Source organism: Streptomyces sp. NPDC001709, assembly GCF_053596375.1.
This window is the reverse complement of sequence record NZ_JBSFGB010000009.1, coordinates 41158-57284: the sequence shown is the minus strand read 5'-3', so window position 1 is coordinate 57284 and position 16127 is coordinate 41158. Positions and strand designations below refer to the sequence as shown.

Here is a 16127-nt window from a genome sequence, read left to right as displayed (position 1 = left end):
GAAGGAGTCAACGAACGTGAAGATCGGCACAAGGCCCCTGGTCCTGTTCGCGGCCGCTGTGGCGGCCGCGCTGAGCATCGCCGCCACCCCGCCCGCAGCCGCCCCGGCGGGCAGCAAGGACGGGGTGTGCGACAGCGGTGAGTTCTGTCTCTACACCAAGGACAACCAGTTCGGCGACGTGGTGGACCGCGTGAAGTACGAGGACGACATCGACGGCACCGTTGTCGGGCGCGAAGGCGCACGGTCCTGGTATAACGGCACCGGCTACGGCTGGTACGTGTACGACGGCCCGAAGTGCAGCGGCCATTCGGCCGGACCGCTGAGCCCGAACGACTACGACGACGTCGCTCCCGAGTGGGTGTACCGCATCAAGTCCATCGCCCGCGCGGGAGCCACCAACACCTGCCGCGGTCTCGACTGACCGCCGGAACCGCCGGGGCAGGCCGCTCGCCGTCCCGCCCCGGCGGCCCAGCACGGCATCCGGCGACGGCGACGCTGACGGTGACCAAGCCCATATGTTCTGTGTAGCCGACCGGTAGCGCAGTGTCAGCCCTTGCCCCTAGGCTGTCCGCATGTCCCCCGATTCCCTGCCCCCTGGTTCCGCACGGTCTGCCGCCGAGGTGAACGAGCAGATCCGGGCACTGTGGCTGCGCGCGGGCGGCACCCTGTCGGCCCAAGAGCGCGCGGAATACGAGCTGTTGGTGGTCGAGTGGGCCGTGGCGATCCGCAGTGAGGTGATCGAGGCGGCCTGACGCGTCCGACGCCCCGACGCCGCCGGCCTACGCCCGCAGCGGCGTGGTGTACGCCGACGACATCGGCGAGTTGGAGCCGGTGTGCCACCAGAAGCGCCTTTGGGGAGGGCCTGCAGCACATGAGTCGTCGCTCTAATGGCTTGGTCGGCGTCTGGGCTGAGATGCAGAGGCAGCAGCAGCGCCAGAGAGAGGCCGAAGCCAGACGACAGAGACAAGAAGCACAGCAAGCACGTGCGTATCAGCGGCAGGCTGCCCAGAGTTACCGCGAGCACAGGCAGGCAGAGGCACTGCGCCGCACCGAGGAACTGGACGCACAGGTTGCGACCCTGCAAGGCCTTCTCGCCTCGGGTTGCCAGGCTCCGGCTTTCAGGGCTTCCTCCCTCCTGCGCCCTGAAGACATCGAGCCCTTCGCTCCAGGGCCATTGGCGCGGACCGTGCCCATGCCGAACTTCGATCACTATCAGACGCACGGCGGCTGGACCGCCAGTCGCCGGGCTCAGGCTCAGGACGAGGCTCGGGCGCGTTTCGAGCGGGATTGGCACGCGGCCCAGGCGGCGGAGGTGCAACGGCAACAACAGCTGGCGTCGTACCGGCGGGAGTACCAGGGGTGGGCCGATGCCCAGTTGGCCGAGGTGCGGCGGCACAACGCCGCAGTCGCCGAGCTGACGGAAGGAGTCAGGCGCCGCGATCCCGACGCCGTGGTCGAGTACTTCTCCGCCGCTCTCTACGCCTCACGTGCGTGGCCTGAGGACTTCCCACGTCAGGTGACGGCTGCCTATGACTCGGCGGCCGGACAGCTGGTGCTGGATTGGGAGCTGCCCGCCTACGGCGTCGTCCCCGAGGTCAAGTCTGTTCGGTACATGTCCGGTGCGGACCAGGACAAGGAGACTCCCCGGCCGGTGAGCCAGCGTCGAGCCCTGTACCGGGAGGTCTTGGCGCAGTGCGTGCTGCTCGTGCTGCACGAACTCTTCTCGGCAGATGAGCTGGGGGCGCTGGAGTCCGTGACGTTGAACGGGTTCGTGGACGGGCACGACCCTACGACGGGCCGACCGGGCCACATCTACCTGGCAACCGTCATGGCTCCGGGCTCGACCTTCCGTGACCTGCACTTGGCGCAAGTGGACGCCGGCAGTTGCCTTGCCGATGCACTGCGCGGGCAGCTCTCGGCCCGCCCCGACCAGCTCACGTCGGTGCGGCCGAGTCGCCGGCCCCAGGACGTCGGGAACCGCGTCGTCACGCACGGCGGCGAAGACGAACCCGACCTGTACGAGATGGATCCGATCGCCTTCGAGCATCTCGTTGCCGATGTCTTCCGCGCCATGGGGATGCAGGCAGTCACCACTCAGCGGTCGAACGACGGCGGGGTGGATGTCGACGCGCTGGACCCGACGCCGATCCGTGGCGGCAAGATCGTCGTGCAGGTGAAGCGCTACCGCCATACGGTGCCGCCCACCGCTGTGCGTGACTTGTACGGGACCGTGCAAGACACCGGCGCCAACAAAGGCGTCCTCGTCACGACATCGAAGTTCGGGCCCGGCTCACACGCCTTCGCCGACGGCAAGCCGCTGGAACTGATCTCGGGAACGGAACTTGTCGACCTGCTGCATCGTCACGGGCTGCGCGGACGCTTGGGCGACCGTGCACGCCGACCGGCGGCACCGTCGGCGCCCACGGTTCCGGACCCCGGATTGCCCGGCGATCACAACGTCCCCGGCGATCACAACGTCCTGGGCATGTCGTGGACCGGAAGCGTCGCCTTGGACGTGTGCGCTCTCGTCTGCCGTGGCACCCGGGTCCTCAGTGACGATCACTTCGTCTTCTTCAACAACCCGCAGACGCCGAACGGCTCGGTGCGCGCTGTCCCCGCCACCGCACCCGACAAAGCCGCGATCCGCGTCTCCTTCGACGGGTTGCCGGACGAGGCCGACCGGTTCGTACTCGTGGCCGCCGTCGACCCGGAGGTGAATCCGGACGCCGATCTTTCCGGCTTCACGGACGCGTGCATCCGCCTTCTCGATCCCGGGATGAACGAACTGGGACGACTTGAGGTCTCCGACGGCCGGCCCCGCGAGACGGCCCTGGTGCTCGGCTCCTTTCGCCGCAGGTCCAACGGGGACTGGGACTTCGTCCTCGGCGGGAAGGGCTATACGGACGGTCTGGAGGAACTCCTCAGGGACTACGGCATCGAGGTGGAGTAGAGGTGGACCGGGCGCGCGCAGTCCTGCTACACACTCACCGGGGCGCCCACCAGGCCTTTGACGTCTGTCAGGACGTTGGTGTCCGTGCTGGTCTCCGCAGGAAGGCCGGTGTCAAGGGCGCGGACGTGTTCCACGTAGTCGGTGGTCTGGGCGTGGGCGGTAGTCGCTGTGACAGCCGTCCATAGACCGACAGCTACACCCGTCGCCATCGTTCGCAGCACCTTGATCATGCTCTTCTCTCCGATCTCAGGTTGAATCTGGATCAAGGTTCTGTGCCGGCCAATGGCGGGGCGAGCCAGGCGAGCTGAATGGCTGACCGCCACTCGTCGGCCACCCGGCAAGTGCGCGCCGGGTGGTGTGTACCTGACGCATGGTCGCCATGCTCAACTACCCGGCCGTACCCAAGCGACCGAATATCACGGCACGCCCCTTGGCTCCGCACCCGTCATGCCCAACACTGTGCCGATGACGCAGCGCGCAGAGCTGGCTACGGTGCTGGACCGGCTGGCCGTGGACGAGTTGATCACCGCGTACGCGGTGGCGGTGGACGACGGCGACTGGACAGCGTATCGAGGGTTGTTCACGGCGGACGGGAGGGCCGACTACCGTTCGGCCGGCGGCATCGAGGGCGACGCCCGGCAGATCGCCGCATGGCTCGCCGAGAGCCTGGCGCTGTTCGCCATGTGCCAGCACCTGATCGTCAACCGCCGGGTGCGCTTCGGCCTCCTGGAGCACGACACCGGCGACACCGCCTCGGTACGGGCCGACTACCTCAACCCGATGCGCTTCGCGGGCAACGGCACTCCGACGGCGCCGGACCTGGTGTGCGGGGGCCGGTACGAGTTCGCGCTCCTGCGCACCCCGGAGGGCTGGCGCCTGCGCGAAGTGACGGTCGAGGAGAAATGGCGGCGCCTTCCAGGGACAGGAAGGGGGGCTGCGTCCCCCTGACCTCCCCTGGCGCACCGACACCCCCTGTCGTAGATCGCCCGCACCGCGCACACTGGAATGAGCGCAGGGTAGGGAGGGCCCACATGAGGACGATCAACCGCTGGCTGACCTCCCCGTGGCCGCGCTCCGGCGTAGCCGCGATCGCCGGTGCCCTCCCCGTGCTCGCGTTCCCCGCGCCCTCGCTGTGGTGGTTCGCCTACGTCGCCCTCGTCCCCTGGATCCTGCTGGCCCGCTCGGCCCCGACCGGGCGCCGCGCGGCGTACGACGGCTGGAGCGGCGGCTTCGGTTTCCTCGTGGCCGTGCACCACTGGCTGCTGCCGAGCCTGCATGTGTTCATCTTCCTGATCGCCGCCCTGCTCGGCGCGCTCTGGGCGCCCTGGGGCTGGCTGGTGCGCCGGTTCCTGGGCGAGCGGCCCGCGCCGGGCCGGGGTGCCGCCGCGCTGGTGGTGCTGCCGTCGGCCTGGCTGATGGTGGAGCTGGTGCGGTCCTGGCAGGGGCTCGGCGGGCCGTGGGGCATGCTGGGCGCCAGCCAGTGGCAGGTGTCGCCGGCGCTGCGGCTGGCCTCGGTCGGCGGGGTGTGGCTGCTCAGCTTTCTGGTGGTGGCCGTCAACGTGGCGGTGGCCGCGCTGATATCCGTGCGCGAGTCCCGTGTGCCGGCCGTGGCCTCGCTGGTCGCCACGGCCGCCGCGACCTCGGCCGCGTGGGCGTGGGCGCCGCGCCCGGAGGTCGACGGGCAGGTGCGGATCGCCGTCGTACAGCCGGGCATCGTGGACGGCCACGACAGCGGGGACAAGCGTTTCGCGCGGGAGGAGCAGCTGACCCGGCGGCTCGTCGGGCAGGACGTCGATCTGGTCGTCTGGGGCGAGTCCAGCGTCGGCTTCGATCTGGGCGAGCGGCCCGACCTGGCCCGGCGGATCGCCGCGCTGTCCCGCGAGACCGGCGCCGACGTGCTGGTGAACGTGGACGCCCGCCGCTCCGACCGGCCCGGCATCTACAAGAGTTCGGTGCTGGTCGGCCCGGACGGCCCGACCGGCGAGCGGTACGACAAGATGCGGCTCGTGCCCTTCGGCGAGTACATACCCGCCCGCTCGCTCCTGGGCTGGGCCACCTCGGTCGGCAGGGCGGCCGGCGAGGACCGGGGGCGCGGCACCGAGCAGGTCGTGATGAACGTCGGGCACGGGCTGCGCATCGGCCCGCTGATCTGTTTCGAGACCGCGTTCCCCGACATGAGCCGGCATCTGACGGAGGACGGCGCCGACGTCCTGCTCGGGCAGTCCGCCACCTCCACCTTCCAGGGCAGCTGGGCCCCGGAGCAGCATGCCTCGCTGGCCGCGCTGCGGGCCGCCGAGACCGGCCGCCCGATGGTGCACGCCACCCTCACCGGAGTCTCGGCCGTGTACGGGCCGGGCGGGCAGCGGCTCGGGCCGTGGCTCGGCACCGACGCGAGCACCGCCCAGGTGTACGACGTACCGCTCGCGCGCGGCAGCACGCCGTACGTCCGCTACGGCGACTGGCCGGTGCAGGGCGCGCTGCTGGTGCTGGTCGCGCTGTGTGCCGCGGAGGGCGTACGGACGCTCAGGCTGCGGCGGAGCGGTCCCGAACCGCTCGTACCACACGCTCGCACAGCTCGTGAGTCGCCAGCGCGTCCCGGGCGCTGAGCAGCTTTCCCGCGCGTACGGCGTCGAGGAAGGCGAGGACCGCCTGCTCGATGCCGCGCTGCCGGGCCACCGGAACCCAGTCGCCGCGCCGGCGCACGGTCGGCTGGCCCTTGTGGTCGATCACCTCGGCGAGGTTGAGCACCTGACGCTTGGTGTCCTGCCCGGAGACCTCCAGGATCTCCTCGGTGGAGCCGCTGAGCCGGTTCATCACGCCGAGCGCGGTGAAGCCGTCCCCGCCGAGCTGGAGCACCACGTGGTGCAGCAGCCCGTCCTCGACGCGGGCGCGGACCGTGACGTCGTCGATGGGGCCGGGCACCAGGAACCGCAGGGTGTCGACGACGTGGATGAAGTCGTCCACGATCATCGAGCGCGGCTCCTCCGGCAGCCCGACCCGGTTCTTCTGCATGAGGATCAGCTCGCGCGGGTGCTCCAGGCACTGCGCGTACGCGGGCGCGTACCGGCGGTTGAAGCCGACGAACAGGGAGACCCCGCGCTCCTCGGCGAGGGCCACGAGCCGCTCGGAGTCGGCGAGTTCGCGGGCCAGCGGCTTGTCCACGTACGTCGGTACGCCCGCCTCCAGCAGCCGGGTGACGATCTCGGGGTGGGCGACGGTCGGCGCGTGCACGAAGGCCGCGTCGAGGCCCTGCGCGAGCAGGGAGTCGAGCGTGGTGTGCCGGCGGTCGGCGGGCAGGTGCAGGGTGTCCGCGACCCGGTCGAGGGTGGTGGGCGTCCGGGTCTGCAGGTGCAGGTCGATCCCCGGCTGCGTGCCGAGCACCGGCAGATACGCCTTCTGCGCGATGTCCCCGAGTCCGATGCAGCCGACCTTCACGTGCTCTCCCCTATCGCTGGCCCGCGTGTGTCTCCTCGGCAGCATACGGCGGCCGCCAGTCGGCGATACCGTCGAAACCGCGCAGGAAGAGCGCGGGTCCGGCCTTCGACAGCGCCGCGATCGCGAGGTTGCGTACGGCGATGGCGGCGGGGTTGGCGGTCATGTTCAGGCGGGCGACCCTGACGGCCTGGCGGGCGATCGCGGTCGTACGCGGAAGGCGGGCGGCGGTGTAGGCGGCGAGGTCGTCGCTGTGGTGGGCGAGTACGACCGCGTCCTCGACGGCCTGGTTGCCGCCCTGGCCGAGGGTCGGCGGCATGGCGTGGGCGGCGTCGCCGAGCAGGGCGACCCGGCCGGAGTGGTAGGCGGGCAGGGGCAGGGCGATGTGGTGGACGTCGTGCCGGAGCACGTCCTCGGGGCGGGCGGCGGCGAGCACGGCGGGGACGGGGTCGTGCCAGTCGCCGAACCGGCGCAGGAGTTCGGCCTTCTCGTCGTCCGGTGCCCGCCCGCCGGCCGAGGTCATGGCCGCCGCGTAGGCGTAGACGCGGCCGTCCTTGAGGGGGTGCGTGCCCCAGAGGCTGCCCCGGCCCCAAGTCTCGTGCGAGGCGAACTCCACACCGGGCACCGGGATCACGACCCGCCAGGTGGTGAACCCCGCATACACGGGTCCGGGGTGCAACGGGAACAGGGCTGCGCGGACACGGGAGTTGATGCCGTCCGCGCCGACCACCAGCTCGGCCTCGGACTCGTCGTCGCCGGTGCTCACCCGGGCGGGGCGCCGGCCGTCGCCGGGGTCGGCGAGGGCCGCGGCGGCCGCGGTGCGTACGGCACCGGGCGGGAGCAGGGCGGCGAGCCGGTCGACCAGGGTGGCGCGGGGCAGCAGGACCAGCGGGCCGCCGAAGCGGGCGGCGGCCGCCTCGGCGCTGGAGCGGGACAGCCAGCGCCCGCCGGGTGTGCGCAGGCCACCGTCCCCCTGCCAGGCGGCGAGGTCGCGGATCTCGTCACCGATACCGAGCACGTCCAGGGCGCGCAGGGCGTTCGGGGCCAGGGAGATGGCCGCGCCGACCGGCTCCAGGGAACGGGCCCGCTCCAGCACGGTGACGTCCCAGCCCTTGCGGTGGAGGGCCGCCGCCGCGGCGAGGCCTCCGATTCCGCCGCCGATGACGATCGCGCGGTCCGACTGTGCCATGACCCCTCCCGGATCCGACTGCATGGACTACAGGAACTACATCTGTAGTGCCGCCCGCTACTTTACTACGGCCGTAGTGCGACCGGTAGGGTCACCTCATGTCCGTACGCACCTCCAGCGCCTCCCGCGCCGAACTCGTCGCCGACACCGCCCTCGCCCTCCTGGCCGAGCGCGGCATGCGCGGGCTGACCCACCGCGCCGTCGACGAGGCGGCCGGACTGCCGCTCGGCTCGACGTCGAACGTGGCGCGCACCCGGCAGGCGCTGCTGGAACTGGCGGTACGGCGGCACGCCGAGCGTGAGGCCCGGGTGCTGGAGCTGGCGGAGATGCCGGATCCGAGCGGCGGAGTCGACGCGCTGACCGACGGACTGGCCCTCGCCGTGCACCGCTCCCTGACCCAGGCCCGCGACCTGCTGATCGCCCGCTACGAACTCGCCCTGGAGGCCACCCGCCGCCCCGAACTGCGGGCCTTCTACGACCGCACCGGCGCCGTCTTCAAGGAACAGCTGGCCGCGATGCTCACCGCCGTGGGCTCGCCCGCCCCCGCCCGGCACGTGCTCTCCCTGGTCGCCTGGGCGGACGGGCTGATGTTCTCGTGCGCGGCGGGTTCGTTCAGCGCCGAGGTGCCGGGCCTGGAGGAGATCCGCGAGGGCCTGCGGGAACTGCTCACGGGGATGCTGGGCCGGTGAAAACCCCTGGTGGAGGCGGATGATCTTCCCTGAGGATGGGGGCATGACGACCGAACGCCGAGAGCCCGCCCTGAACGCCGGTGAACGCACCATGCTGGAGGGCTGGCTGGACTACCACCGCGCGACGCTGGCCTGGAAGTGCGAGGGACTGACCGACGAGCAGCTGCGGACCGCGTCCGTGCCGCCCTCCGAACTGTCCCTCATGGGACTGGTGCGGCACATGGCGGAGGTGGAACGGGGCTGGTTCCGCAAGGTTCTGGTGGGCGACGATCCCGGCCCGATCTACTGCACCGACGAGGACCGGGACCGCGAGTTCCACCTCACCGAGGCCGACACCTGGCAGGAGGCGTACGCGACCTGGCAGGCGGAGATCGGGATCGCCCGGCGCAACGCGGCCGGCTTCGAGCTCGACGATCTGTCCCAGGGCAAGAGCGGGTTCACCGAGGAGCCGTTCAACCTGCGCTGGATCTATACGCACATGATCGAGGAATATGCCCGGCACAACGGCCACGCCGACCTGCTCCGCGAGCGGATCGACGGCACCACCGGCGACTGAACGTCACCTCCGATACCCAGGAATCCCCCGTACGGGCCACGAGATCACCCGTACGGGGGCATCGGTCTCGGCTCCCTGCTGCCAAGCCGGCGGGCGACCCAGCAGAGTTGCGCGGGTGCATCGACCGACGACCACCGCAGCGCTCCTGGTCACCGTGGCCGTCTCGGCCCTCTCCGCCTGTGTGACGGTACAGCGCCCGGCGACACCCGCCCCGCCCCGGGACACGACATCCTCGCTGCCGACGGCACCCCGCCCGGACGGCAGCACCCAGCCCCGGGTCGTGCAGGCACCGGCCCAGGAGGCGCTGGAAAGGACCGGTCCCTCCCGTCATCCGAGGCACCCGGCACCGCCCGCCCCACGGCACCCGACCGAGGCACCCTCGGTCATCCACCACCCGACGGTCGCCCCACCGGTCGCCCCGCCGGCTCCACACGCTCCCCCGCGGCACCGCGAGCGCCCACAGCGGTCGCACCCCACCGTCCCGAACGTGCCGGCCTCTGTCCCCAAGGCCCCGAATGTGTGTGCCCTCGGCAGGAAATACGGCGGCTGGCGCGCGGACAGCCCGGAGTCGGAGATCTGCGAGCAGACCTACGGCCGCTGAGGCGCCCCGGAGGGGCTCCTACGCGCCCTCCCCCAGCCGCAGCTCCAGCCGCCCGATGGCCGCCCGAACCCCGTCACCGTACCCATCGTCGGCCAGACCGCCGGCGGCCTCCCGCGCCCGGCGCAGACAACTGCGGGCAGCCTCGGCGCGACCGAGCTTCACATAGTCCGCGGCCAGATTGAGATGGAGTGAGGGAAAGAAGCCCCGCACACTCGGCGGGGCGTCCTCGTCGGCCAGCTCCTCCGCCGCGGACAGCGCCCTGAGATCCCAGGCGAGTTCGTTCTCCGGATCGTCCTGGGTGTCCGCGAGGTAGTGGGCCAGGGTGCAGCGCTGCAAGGGGTCGCCGTCCTCGCCGATCTCCGCCCACAGCTCCAGGAAGCGCCGCCGGGCCTCCTCGCGGTCACCGCCGTGGCACAACATCACGACCTGCCCGATCCGCGTCAGCACGGCGTCCGGTGCCGCCTGATCCTGTCGCTCCGTCACGAGGGCCTCCGGGCTGTCGTCAGTGTTCCGCTGCTGACGCTAACCGGCGCCGCCGGGATTCCCGGTCAGGCGGCGCCGTTGGTTCCCCCGCGCCCCTGCGGGGCGCTCGCGCTCAGCCCAGGTCCGGGATCCGCCAGTCGATCGGCTCGTGCTTCTGCAGGGCGATCGCCTCGTTGATCTGGGTGAACGGCCGGGAGCCGAAGAACTTCTTCGCGGACAGCGGCGAGGGGTGCGCGCCCTTGACCACCACGTGCCGGGTCTCGTCGATCAGCGGCAGCTTCTTCTGCGCGTAGTTCCCCCAGAGGACGAAGACCGCCGGGTCGGGGCGGGAGGCCACGGCACGGATCACCGCGTCCGTGAACTTCTCCCAGCCCTTGCCCTTGTGCGAGTTGGCCTCGCCGGCCCGGACCGTGAGGACCGCGTTGAGCAGCAGCACGCCCTGCCGGGCCCACGGCATCAGATAGCCGTTGTCGGGGATCGGCAGGCCCAGCTCCTCCTTCATCTCCTTGTAGATGTTCCGCAGGGAGGGCGGGGTCTTCACGCCGGGGCGGACCGAGAAGCACAGGCCGTGACCCTGGCCCTCGCCGTGGTACGGGTCCTGGCCGAGGATCAGGACCTTGACCTGCTCGTACGGCGTCGCATCGAGCGCGGCGAAGACCTCCTCTCGCGGCGGGTAGACGGGACCGTTCGCCCGCTCCTCCTCGACGAACTCGGTCAGCTCCTTGAAGTAGGGCTGCTGCAGCTCGTCGCCCAGAACCCCGCGCCAGGACTCGGGCAGCATGGCGATGTCAGTCACGTCAACGTCCTCACGATGTGCGGTCACTTGCAGGATTCAGAACCTACAGGCGACCACTGACAACGGGCACACGAAGCCCGGTTCACCAGCTGGTCTTGCGGTGCAGCATCCACATCATCATGATCGTCGACGGGTCGAGGGCCTGCTCGCCGCCGGAGATGTCCTCGCTGGCGGCGATGAACTGCCGGCCCTGCCACAGCGGGATCAGCCGGGCGTCGTCCACCATGATCTGCTGGGCCTGCTCCACGTCCTTGACCGTCTGGGCGCGGTCGCTCTCGGCCCGCGAGTGGGGCAGCAGCTTGTCGGTGATCTCCTTGGACGGATACGGCGTACCGAGCGCGTTGTGCTCGCCGACGAACGGGGCGATGAAGTTGTCCGCGTCGGGGAAGTCCGGGAACCAGCCGCGGCCGAACACGGGGTACTCGCCCTTCTGGTAGCCGACCACATAGGTCTTCCAGGGGCGGCTCTTGAGCGTGATCGTGAAGAGCCCGGAGTCCTCCAGCTGCCGCTTCAGCTCCTGGAACATCAGCGCCGTCTCGGAGCCGTACCGGTCGGTGGTGTACCACAGGGTGAGCGGGACGCGCTGGTGGATGCCCGCGTCGGAGAGGATCTTGCGGGCCTTGGGGACGCTCGGCTCGCCGTAGTCGTCGAAGAAGCCGGTGGAGTGTCCGGTCAGGCCCTTGGGGACCATCGAGTACAGCGGGTCGACCGTGTCCTTGTAGACCTTGTGCGCGATGGCGCCCCGGTCGACGATCTGGGCGACGGCCTTGCGTACGGCGGGCTCCTTGGCCCAGGGGTCCTTGGGGTTGAACACCAGGTAGCTGATGTCCGTGCCGGTGCCGTCGACCAGCTGGAGGTTGCTGTCGGCGTGCTGCTGCAGGGCGAGGATGTCGTCGGCGCCGAGACCGCGGTAGGTGACGTCGATCTGCTTGGCGCGCAGCGCCTTGACCATGCCGGCCGAGTCCTGGAAGTAGCGGATGGTCACCGCGTCGTTCTGCCGCTTGGCGAAGCCCGTGTAGTTGCCGTTGGCAACGAGGACGGCCTGCTTGCCGTCGTCGTACGACTGGAGCTTGTACGGCCCGGAGCCGTAGACGCCGTCGTCCTTGCGCAGGGAGCGCGCGGGGTAGTCGTCCGGGTCGACGATCGACATGGCGGGGGTGGCCAGCACGAACGGGAAGGTGGCGTCGGGCTGGTTGAGGTGGAAGACGACCTCGCGGTCGCCGAGCGCCTGCACCCGGTCCAGGCTGCCGAGCAGACCGGCGGGTCCGCCCGGGGCGTTGATCGCGCGGATGCGGTCGATGGAGTGCTTGACGGCCTGGGCGTTCAGCGGGGCGCCGTCGGCGAACTTCATGCCCGAGCGCAGCGTGCAGCGGTAGGTGCGGCTCGAGGAGTCGGTGAAGGCGCAGTTCTCGGCGGCGTCGGGCTGGGGTGTGGTGGCGCCGTTGGGGTAGGCGAGCAGCGTCTGGAAGATGTTGCGGTACAGCTCCCACGAGCCGTCCCAGGCACCGGCGGGGTCCAGCGTGCTGGGGGCGCTGGTGGTGCCCACGACGATGGGCCCCTTGTCGTCGCCACCGCCGTCGGACAGCAGACTGCAGCCGGCCGCCACCAGGGATATGGACGCGATCGCCGCGACTCTCCGCAGGAATCGGTTCCGGTTGAACACGCGCACACTCCTCGATCTGCCATACCAAGGGTCGGCAGACCATACCGCAGCGTTCGAGCCCCTGGACCTCCCCAGAATCGAGACTTCTTGATCGTTTTCGCGATGACGACGTTGTCAGTCCGCTGTGCGGACTCCATGGGGCGTTCCGGGCGCCGATCCGTCCGAAAATCGACGCCCGGAAGGTGGCTCAGTGCACGCCGGCGTTGAGGAACATGCCACCGTCCACGACGAGCGTCTGACCGGTGATCCAGTCGGACTGCCCGGAGGTGAGGAAGGCGGCGGCCCCGCCGATGTCGGAGGGCACGCCGAGCCGGCCGAGGGGGTAGGCGGCGGCCGCCTCCTCCTCCCGGTTCTCGTACAGGGCCTGCGCGAACTTGGTCTTGACCACGGCCGGGGCGATCGCGTTGACCCGCACCCTCGGCGCGAACTCGTGCGCCAGCTGCTGGGTCATGTTGATCATCGCGGCCTTGCTGATGCCGTAGGCACCGATGAACGGCGAGGGTGCGAGGCCCGCGATCGAGGCGATGTTGACGATCGCGCCGCCGTTGTCCTTCTGCCAGGCGTGCCAGGTCTTCTGGGCGAAGCCGAGCGCGGAGACGACGTTGGTCTCGAAGACCTTGCGGGCGACGTCCAGGTCGACGTCGGCGATCGGGCCGAAGACCGGGTTGGTGCCCGCGTTGTTGACCAGGAAGTCGAGGCGGCCGAAGGCCTCCATGGTGCGCTCGACGGCCTCGGTCTGGTGGGCCAGGTCGTGCGCCTTGCCCGCGACGCCGATGACCCGGTCCGAGCCGAGCTGCTCGACGGCCTCCTTCAGGGCGTCTTCGTTGCGGCCCGTGATGCATACGCGGTCGCCGCGGGCGACCAGTGCCTCGGCGACGCCGTAGCCGATGCCGCGGCTGGCGCCCGTGACGAGGGCGACCTTGCCCGAAAGCTCGGGGAGTTCAGCGGAAGTCATGTACCCGTTCCCTAGTTGAGCGGTCCGCCGGCGACGTACAGCACCTGGCCGGAGACGAAGCCGGCCGCCTCGCCGGTGAAGAAGGCGATGGCGTTGGCGATGTCCTCGGGCTCGCCGACGCGCTGCACCGGGATCTGGGTGGCGGCGACCTTCTTGAAGTCGTCGAAGCCCATGCCGACGCGGTCGGCGGTGGCCTTGGTCATCTCGGTGGCGATGAAGCCGGGGGCGACGGCGTTGGCGGTGATGCCGAACTTGCCCAGCTCGATGGCGAGGGTCTTGGTGAAGCCCTGGAGGCCCGCCTTGGCGGCGGAGTAGTTGACCTGGCCGCGGTTGCCGAGCGCCGAGGAGGAGGAGAGGTTGACGATCCGGCCGAAGCCCGCGTCCACCATGTGCTTCTGGACGGCCTTGGTCATCAGGAAGGAGCCGCGCAGGTGCACGTTCATGACCGTGTCCCAGTCGGAGACGCTCATCTTGAACAGCAGGTTGTCGCGCAGCACGCCCGCGTTGTTGACCAGGATCGTCGGGGCGCCCAGTTCGTCGACGATCCGGGCGATGGCCGCCTCGACCTGCGCCTCGTCGGAGACGTCGGCGCCGACCGCGATCGCCTTGCCGCCGGCGGCGGTGATCTTCTCGACGGTGTCCTTGCAGGCGGCCTCGTCGAGGTCGATCACGGCGACCGCGCGGCCCTCGGCGGCCAGCCGTACGGCGGTGGCGGCGCCGATGCCGCGCGCCGCGCCGGTGACTACCGCGACCCGCTGTTCAGTGGTGGACATTGCTGCTTCTCCTCGCCCTTGAGAGAACTGTCTGGCTCTTGAGGGAGCCCGTCTGATGCGGTGAGCGACCGCTTAGTACCTTCAGCACATGTGACGCTAGAAGCCCTGGCACCCGGTGTCAACGGCAACCGGATGCGTGTGATCCATTACCGCACCAGGAGGTCGAGCAGGCGCTCCGTCTCGGCGGCCGGATCGGCGGTCAGGCCGGTGTGCACGGGACCGGGCTGGACGACGGTGGAGCGGGGCGCGATCAGCCAGCGGAAGCGGCGCCCGGCGTCGTCGCGCGCCGCCTGCCCGGCCTCCTCGCCGCCCGCGCAGTGCCGCTCGATCGCGCCGAGCGCGGCCCGGATTCCGGCCACGTCGGCCTCCGGGTCCAGGGCGAGCAGCCGGGCCTCGTCCAGATGGGTACGGGCGCCGACGTAGGCCCGTGCGCGGCTGTAGACGAGCACGCCCGCGTTGATGCACTCGCCGCGCTCCACCCGCGGTACGACCCGCAGCAGTGCGTACTCGAACACGTCCCGGTCGCCGCCCTGGCCCGCCCGGGTGATGTGCCGCTCGGTCACATGACCGGCCACGTGGATGTGCCGCTCGCTCACTTGGTCCCCTCGATGCCCTCGATGCGCTCATGGATGACGGCCGCCCGGGCCAGCAGGGGCCGCGCATAGGCCCGGCGCAGGTCGTCCGGGGTGTCGAAGCCGGGCTCGTCGGCGAGCCAGGCGTCCGGGATCTCGGCGGTGACCTCGGCGAGCAGGTCCTCGGTGACGCGGGGCGCCAGCTCGGCCGCGGCGGTGGTGACGTCCGGGGCGAAGCGGGCGAGGGCGTGGTCGCGGGCGTCGTAGGGGCGGCCCGCGGAGGCCTCGGCGGAGGGCCAGTTGTGGTGCCAGATCATCGTCGCGCCGTGGTCGATGAGCCACAGCCCGCCGCGGTGCACGAGGAGGTTCGGATTGCGCCAGGACCGGTCCACGTTGTTGATCAGCGCGTCGAACCAGACGATCCGGCCGGCCTCCTCGGGACCCACGGGGAAGGCCAGCGGGTCGTAGCCGAGGGCGCCGGAGAGGAAGTCCATGCCGAGGTTGGTGCCGCCGCTGGACCTGAGCAGGTCCTGCACCTGCTGCTCGGGTTCGCCGAGCCCGAGAACGGCATCCAGCTGGACGGTGACCAGCCGGGGCATCCGGAAGCCGAGCCGGCGGGCGAGTTCGCCGCACACCACCTCGGCGACCAGTGTCTTGCGACCCTGTCCGGCGCCGGTGAACTTCATGACGTAGGTCCCGAAGTCGTCGGCCTCGACGAGCCCCGGCAGCGAGCCCCCCTCACGCAAGGGCGTGATGTAACGGGTCGCGGTGACTTCCTTGAGCATCGCCCCAGGTTACTGGGGCGGGACCGACAGCAAGGCGACAGCTGTGGCTTACGGCCGCCTCATGCCCGGACGGCAAGGATCCGGGTGCCCGTCTGAACGGGTGGCGCCCGGGCGCCGTACCCCTGGACGGATCACGAGAAGCTCCGCGGAAGGGAACCCACATGACCAGCGCATCTCCCGAGCACGCTGCGGGACCGGCCCGCCGTACCGTCGTGGCGGCGGCCGGAGCGGCGGGGCTCGCCGCCGCGCTGACCGCCTGCGGTTCGGGCGACAACTCGTCCGACACGGTCAACAGCGGGTCCGGATCCTCCGGCACGACCGGCTCCACCGGGTCGACCGGGAGCACCGGCTCCACGGGAGCGTCGCAGAACAGTGGCGGCTCCGCCGGCGGCACCGCGCTCGCCAAGACCTCCGACATCCCCGAGGGCGGCGGCAAGATCTTCAAGGACCAGGGCGTGGTCGTCACCCAGCCGACGGCGGGCACCTTCAAGGCGTTCTCGGCCAAGTGCACCCACCAGGGGTGCGCGGTGGGCAGCGTGGCGAACGGGGTGATCGTCTGCCCGTGTCACCAGAGCCATTTCTCCGTCACGGACGGCAGTGTGAAGCAGGGGCCGGCGACACAGCCGCTGCCCGCCGAGAAGATCACCGTCTCCGGCGAGGACATCAAGCTCGCCTGAGCCGGC

18 protein-coding genes are annotated in these 16127 nt (G+C 70.7%); 9 read left to right on the top strand and 9 right to left on the bottom strand.

Annotated features, from left to right (window positions below; translation table 11 throughout):
- Positions 1–16: 16 nt before the first annotated feature.
- The 5 genes from ACWC0C_RS16185 to lnt all read left to right on the top strand — a co-directional run bounded on the left by ACWC0C_RS16185 (position 17) and on the right by lnt (position 5556).
- Complete coding sequence (locus tag ACWC0C_RS16185; protein ID WP_449195377.1) at positions 17–421, top strand: peptidase inhibitor family I36 protein; 405 nt, start codon at positions 17–19, stop codon at positions 419–421.
- A 151-nt stretch (positions 422–572) separates the two neighbouring features.
- Positions 573–752 carry a hypothetical protein gene (locus ACWC0C_RS16180; RefSeq protein WP_449195376.1) on the top strand — a complete coding sequence of 60 codons (180 nt, stop codon included), beginning with the start codon at positions 573–575 and terminating at the stop codon, positions 750–752.
- A 119-nt stretch (positions 753–871) separates the two neighbouring features.
- Positions 872–2950 carry a restriction endonuclease gene (locus ACWC0C_RS16175; protein WP_450864551.1) on the top strand — a complete coding sequence of 693 codons (2079 nt, stop codon included), beginning with the start codon at positions 872–874 and terminating at the stop codon, positions 2948–2950.
- A gap of 465 nt (positions 2951–3415) precedes the next feature.
- On the top strand, positions 3416–3898 hold the full coding sequence (locus tag ACWC0C_RS16170) for a nuclear transport factor 2 family protein (RefSeq protein WP_449195373.1): 483 nt from the start codon (positions 3416–3418) through the stop codon (positions 3896–3898).
- A gap of 83 nt (positions 3899–3981) precedes the next feature.
- Positions 3982–5556: an apolipoprotein N-acyltransferase gene (gene lnt / locus ACWC0C_RS16165; RefSeq protein WP_450864550.1), complete on the top strand. Its 1575-nt coding sequence runs from the start codon at positions 3982–3984 to the stop codon at positions 5554–5556.
- Here the strand turns inward: lnt and ACWC0C_RS16160 are convergent.
- A complete protein-coding gene (locus ACWC0C_RS16160) occupies positions 5474–6385 on the bottom strand; it encodes a Gfo/Idh/MocA family protein (protein ID WP_450864549.1) in 912 nt (303 codons plus the stop codon). The genes lnt and ACWC0C_RS16160 overlap by 83 nt on opposite strands.
- A gap of 10 nt (positions 6386–6395) precedes the next feature.
- Positions 6396–7571, bottom strand: a complete 1176-nt coding sequence (locus ACWC0C_RS16155) for an FAD-dependent monooxygenase (RefSeq protein ID WP_450864548.1) — start codon at positions 7569–7571, stop codon at positions 6396–6398.
- Between the two features lie 98 nt (positions 7572–7669).
- On the opposite strand from ACWC0C_RS16155, the gene ACWC0C_RS16150 reads away from it, so the two are divergent.
- The 3 genes from ACWC0C_RS16150 (at position 7670) to ACWC0C_RS16140 (ending at position 9417) form a co-directional block, all read left to right on the top strand.
- A complete protein-coding gene (locus ACWC0C_RS16150) occupies positions 7670–8260 on the top strand; it encodes a TetR/AcrR family transcriptional regulator (RefSeq protein WP_450864547.1) in 591 nt (196 codons plus the stop codon).
- A 43-nt stretch (positions 8261–8303) separates the two neighbouring features.
- Positions 8304–8816, top strand: a complete 513-nt coding sequence (locus ACWC0C_RS16145) for a DinB family protein (RefSeq protein ID WP_450864546.1) — start codon at positions 8304–8306, stop codon at positions 8814–8816.
- 115 nt (positions 8817–8931) lie between these two features.
- Positions 8932–9417 (top strand): hypothetical protein, encoded by a 486-nt coding sequence (locus ACWC0C_RS16140; protein WP_450864545.1) that lies wholly within the window; start codon positions 8932–8934, stop codon positions 9415–9417.
- Positions 9418–9435: 18 nt separating this feature from the next.
- Here ACWC0C_RS16140 and ACWC0C_RS16135 read toward each other — a convergent pair whose 3' ends face one another.
- From ACWC0C_RS16135 to ACWC0C_RS16105, 7 genes are all read right to left on the bottom strand, one after another.
- Positions 9436–9900: a hypothetical protein gene (locus tag ACWC0C_RS16135; RefSeq protein ID WP_449195366.1), complete on the bottom strand. Its 465-nt coding sequence runs from the start codon at positions 9898–9900 to the stop codon at positions 9436–9438.
- 112 nt (positions 9901–10012) lie between these two features.
- Complete coding sequence (ung, locus tag ACWC0C_RS16130; protein ID WP_450864544.1) at positions 10013–10696, bottom strand: uracil-DNA glycosylase; 684 nt, start codon at positions 10694–10696, stop codon at positions 10013–10015.
- 82 nt (positions 10697–10778) lie between these two features.
- Positions 10779–12359 carry an ABC transporter substrate-binding protein gene (locus tag ACWC0C_RS16125; protein ID WP_450864543.1) on the bottom strand — a complete coding sequence of 527 codons (1581 nt, stop codon included), beginning with the start codon at positions 12357–12359 and terminating at the stop codon, positions 10779–10781.
- 187 nt (positions 12360–12546) lie between these two features.
- Entirely contained in the window at positions 12547–13314 is a 768-nt protein-coding gene (locus ACWC0C_RS16120; protein ID WP_449195363.1) for an SDR family oxidoreductase, read from the bottom strand.
- 11 nt (positions 13315–13325) lie between these two features.
- Positions 13326–14087, bottom strand: a complete 762-nt coding sequence (fabG, locus tag ACWC0C_RS16115) for a 3-oxoacyl-ACP reductase FabG (RefSeq protein ID WP_449195362.1) — start codon at positions 14085–14087, stop codon at positions 13326–13328.
- A gap of 146 nt (positions 14088–14233) precedes the next feature.
- Positions 14234–14683 carry a DUF3037 domain-containing protein gene (locus ACWC0C_RS16110; RefSeq protein ID WP_450864542.1) on the bottom strand — a complete coding sequence of 150 codons (450 nt, stop codon included), beginning with the start codon at positions 14681–14683 and terminating at the stop codon, positions 14234–14236.
- Entirely contained in the window at positions 14680–15444 is a 765-nt protein-coding gene (locus tag ACWC0C_RS16105; RefSeq protein WP_450864541.1) for a HipA family kinase, read from the bottom strand. The genes ACWC0C_RS16110 and ACWC0C_RS16105 overlap by 4 nt, the downstream gene beginning before the upstream one ends.
- 161 nt (positions 15445–15605) lie before the next feature.
- Here ACWC0C_RS16105 and ACWC0C_RS16100 point away from each other — a divergent pair, with 161 nt between their 5' ends.
- Positions 15606–16121, top strand: coding sequence for a Rieske (2Fe-2S) protein (locus ACWC0C_RS16100; RefSeq protein WP_449195359.1), 516 nt, complete (start codon positions 15606–15608; stop codon positions 16119–16121).
- Positions 16122–16127: the final 6 nt, after the last annotated feature.

Coding starts and splice junctions, on each gene's coding strand:
- ACWC0C_RS16180 (WP_449195376.1), top strand. CDS start 573: ATGTCCCCCGATTCCCTGCCCCCTGGTTCCGCACGGTCTGCCGCCGAG.
- ACWC0C_RS16175 (WP_450864551.1), top strand. CDS start 872: ATGAGTCGTCGCTCTAATGGCTTGGTCGGCGTCTGGGCTGAGATGCAG.
- ACWC0C_RS16170 (WP_449195373.1), top strand. CDS start 3,416: ATGACGCAGCGCGCAGAGCTGGCTACGGTGCTGGACCGGCTGGCCGTG.
- lnt (WP_450864550.1), top strand. CDS start 3,982: ATGAGGACGATCAACCGCTGGCTGACCTCCCCGTGGCCGCGCTCCGGC.
- ACWC0C_RS16155 (WP_450864548.1), bottom strand. CDS start 7,571: ATGGCACAGTCGGACCGCGCGATCGTCATCGGCGGCGGAATCGGAGGC.
- ACWC0C_RS16150 (WP_450864547.1), top strand. CDS start 7,670: ATGTCCGTACGCACCTCCAGCGCCTCCCGCGCCGAACTCGTCGCCGAC.
- ACWC0C_RS16145 (WP_450864546.1), top strand. CDS start 8,304: ATGACGACCGAACGCCGAGAGCCCGCCCTGAACGCCGGTGAACGCACC.
- ACWC0C_RS16120 (WP_449195363.1), bottom strand. CDS start 13,314: ATGACTTCCGCTGAACTCCCCGAGCTTTCGGGCAAGGTCGCCCTCGTC.
- fabG (WP_449195362.1), bottom strand. CDS start 14,087: ATGTCCACCACTGAACAGCGGGTCGCGGTAGTCACCGGCGCGGCGCGC.
- ACWC0C_RS16105 (WP_450864541.1), bottom strand. CDS start 15,444: ATGCTCAAGGAAGTCACCGCGACCCGTTACATCACGCCCTTGCGTGAG.
- ACWC0C_RS16100 (WP_449195359.1), top strand. CDS start 15,606: ATGACCAGCGCATCTCCCGAGCACGCTGCGGGACCGGCCCGCCGTACC.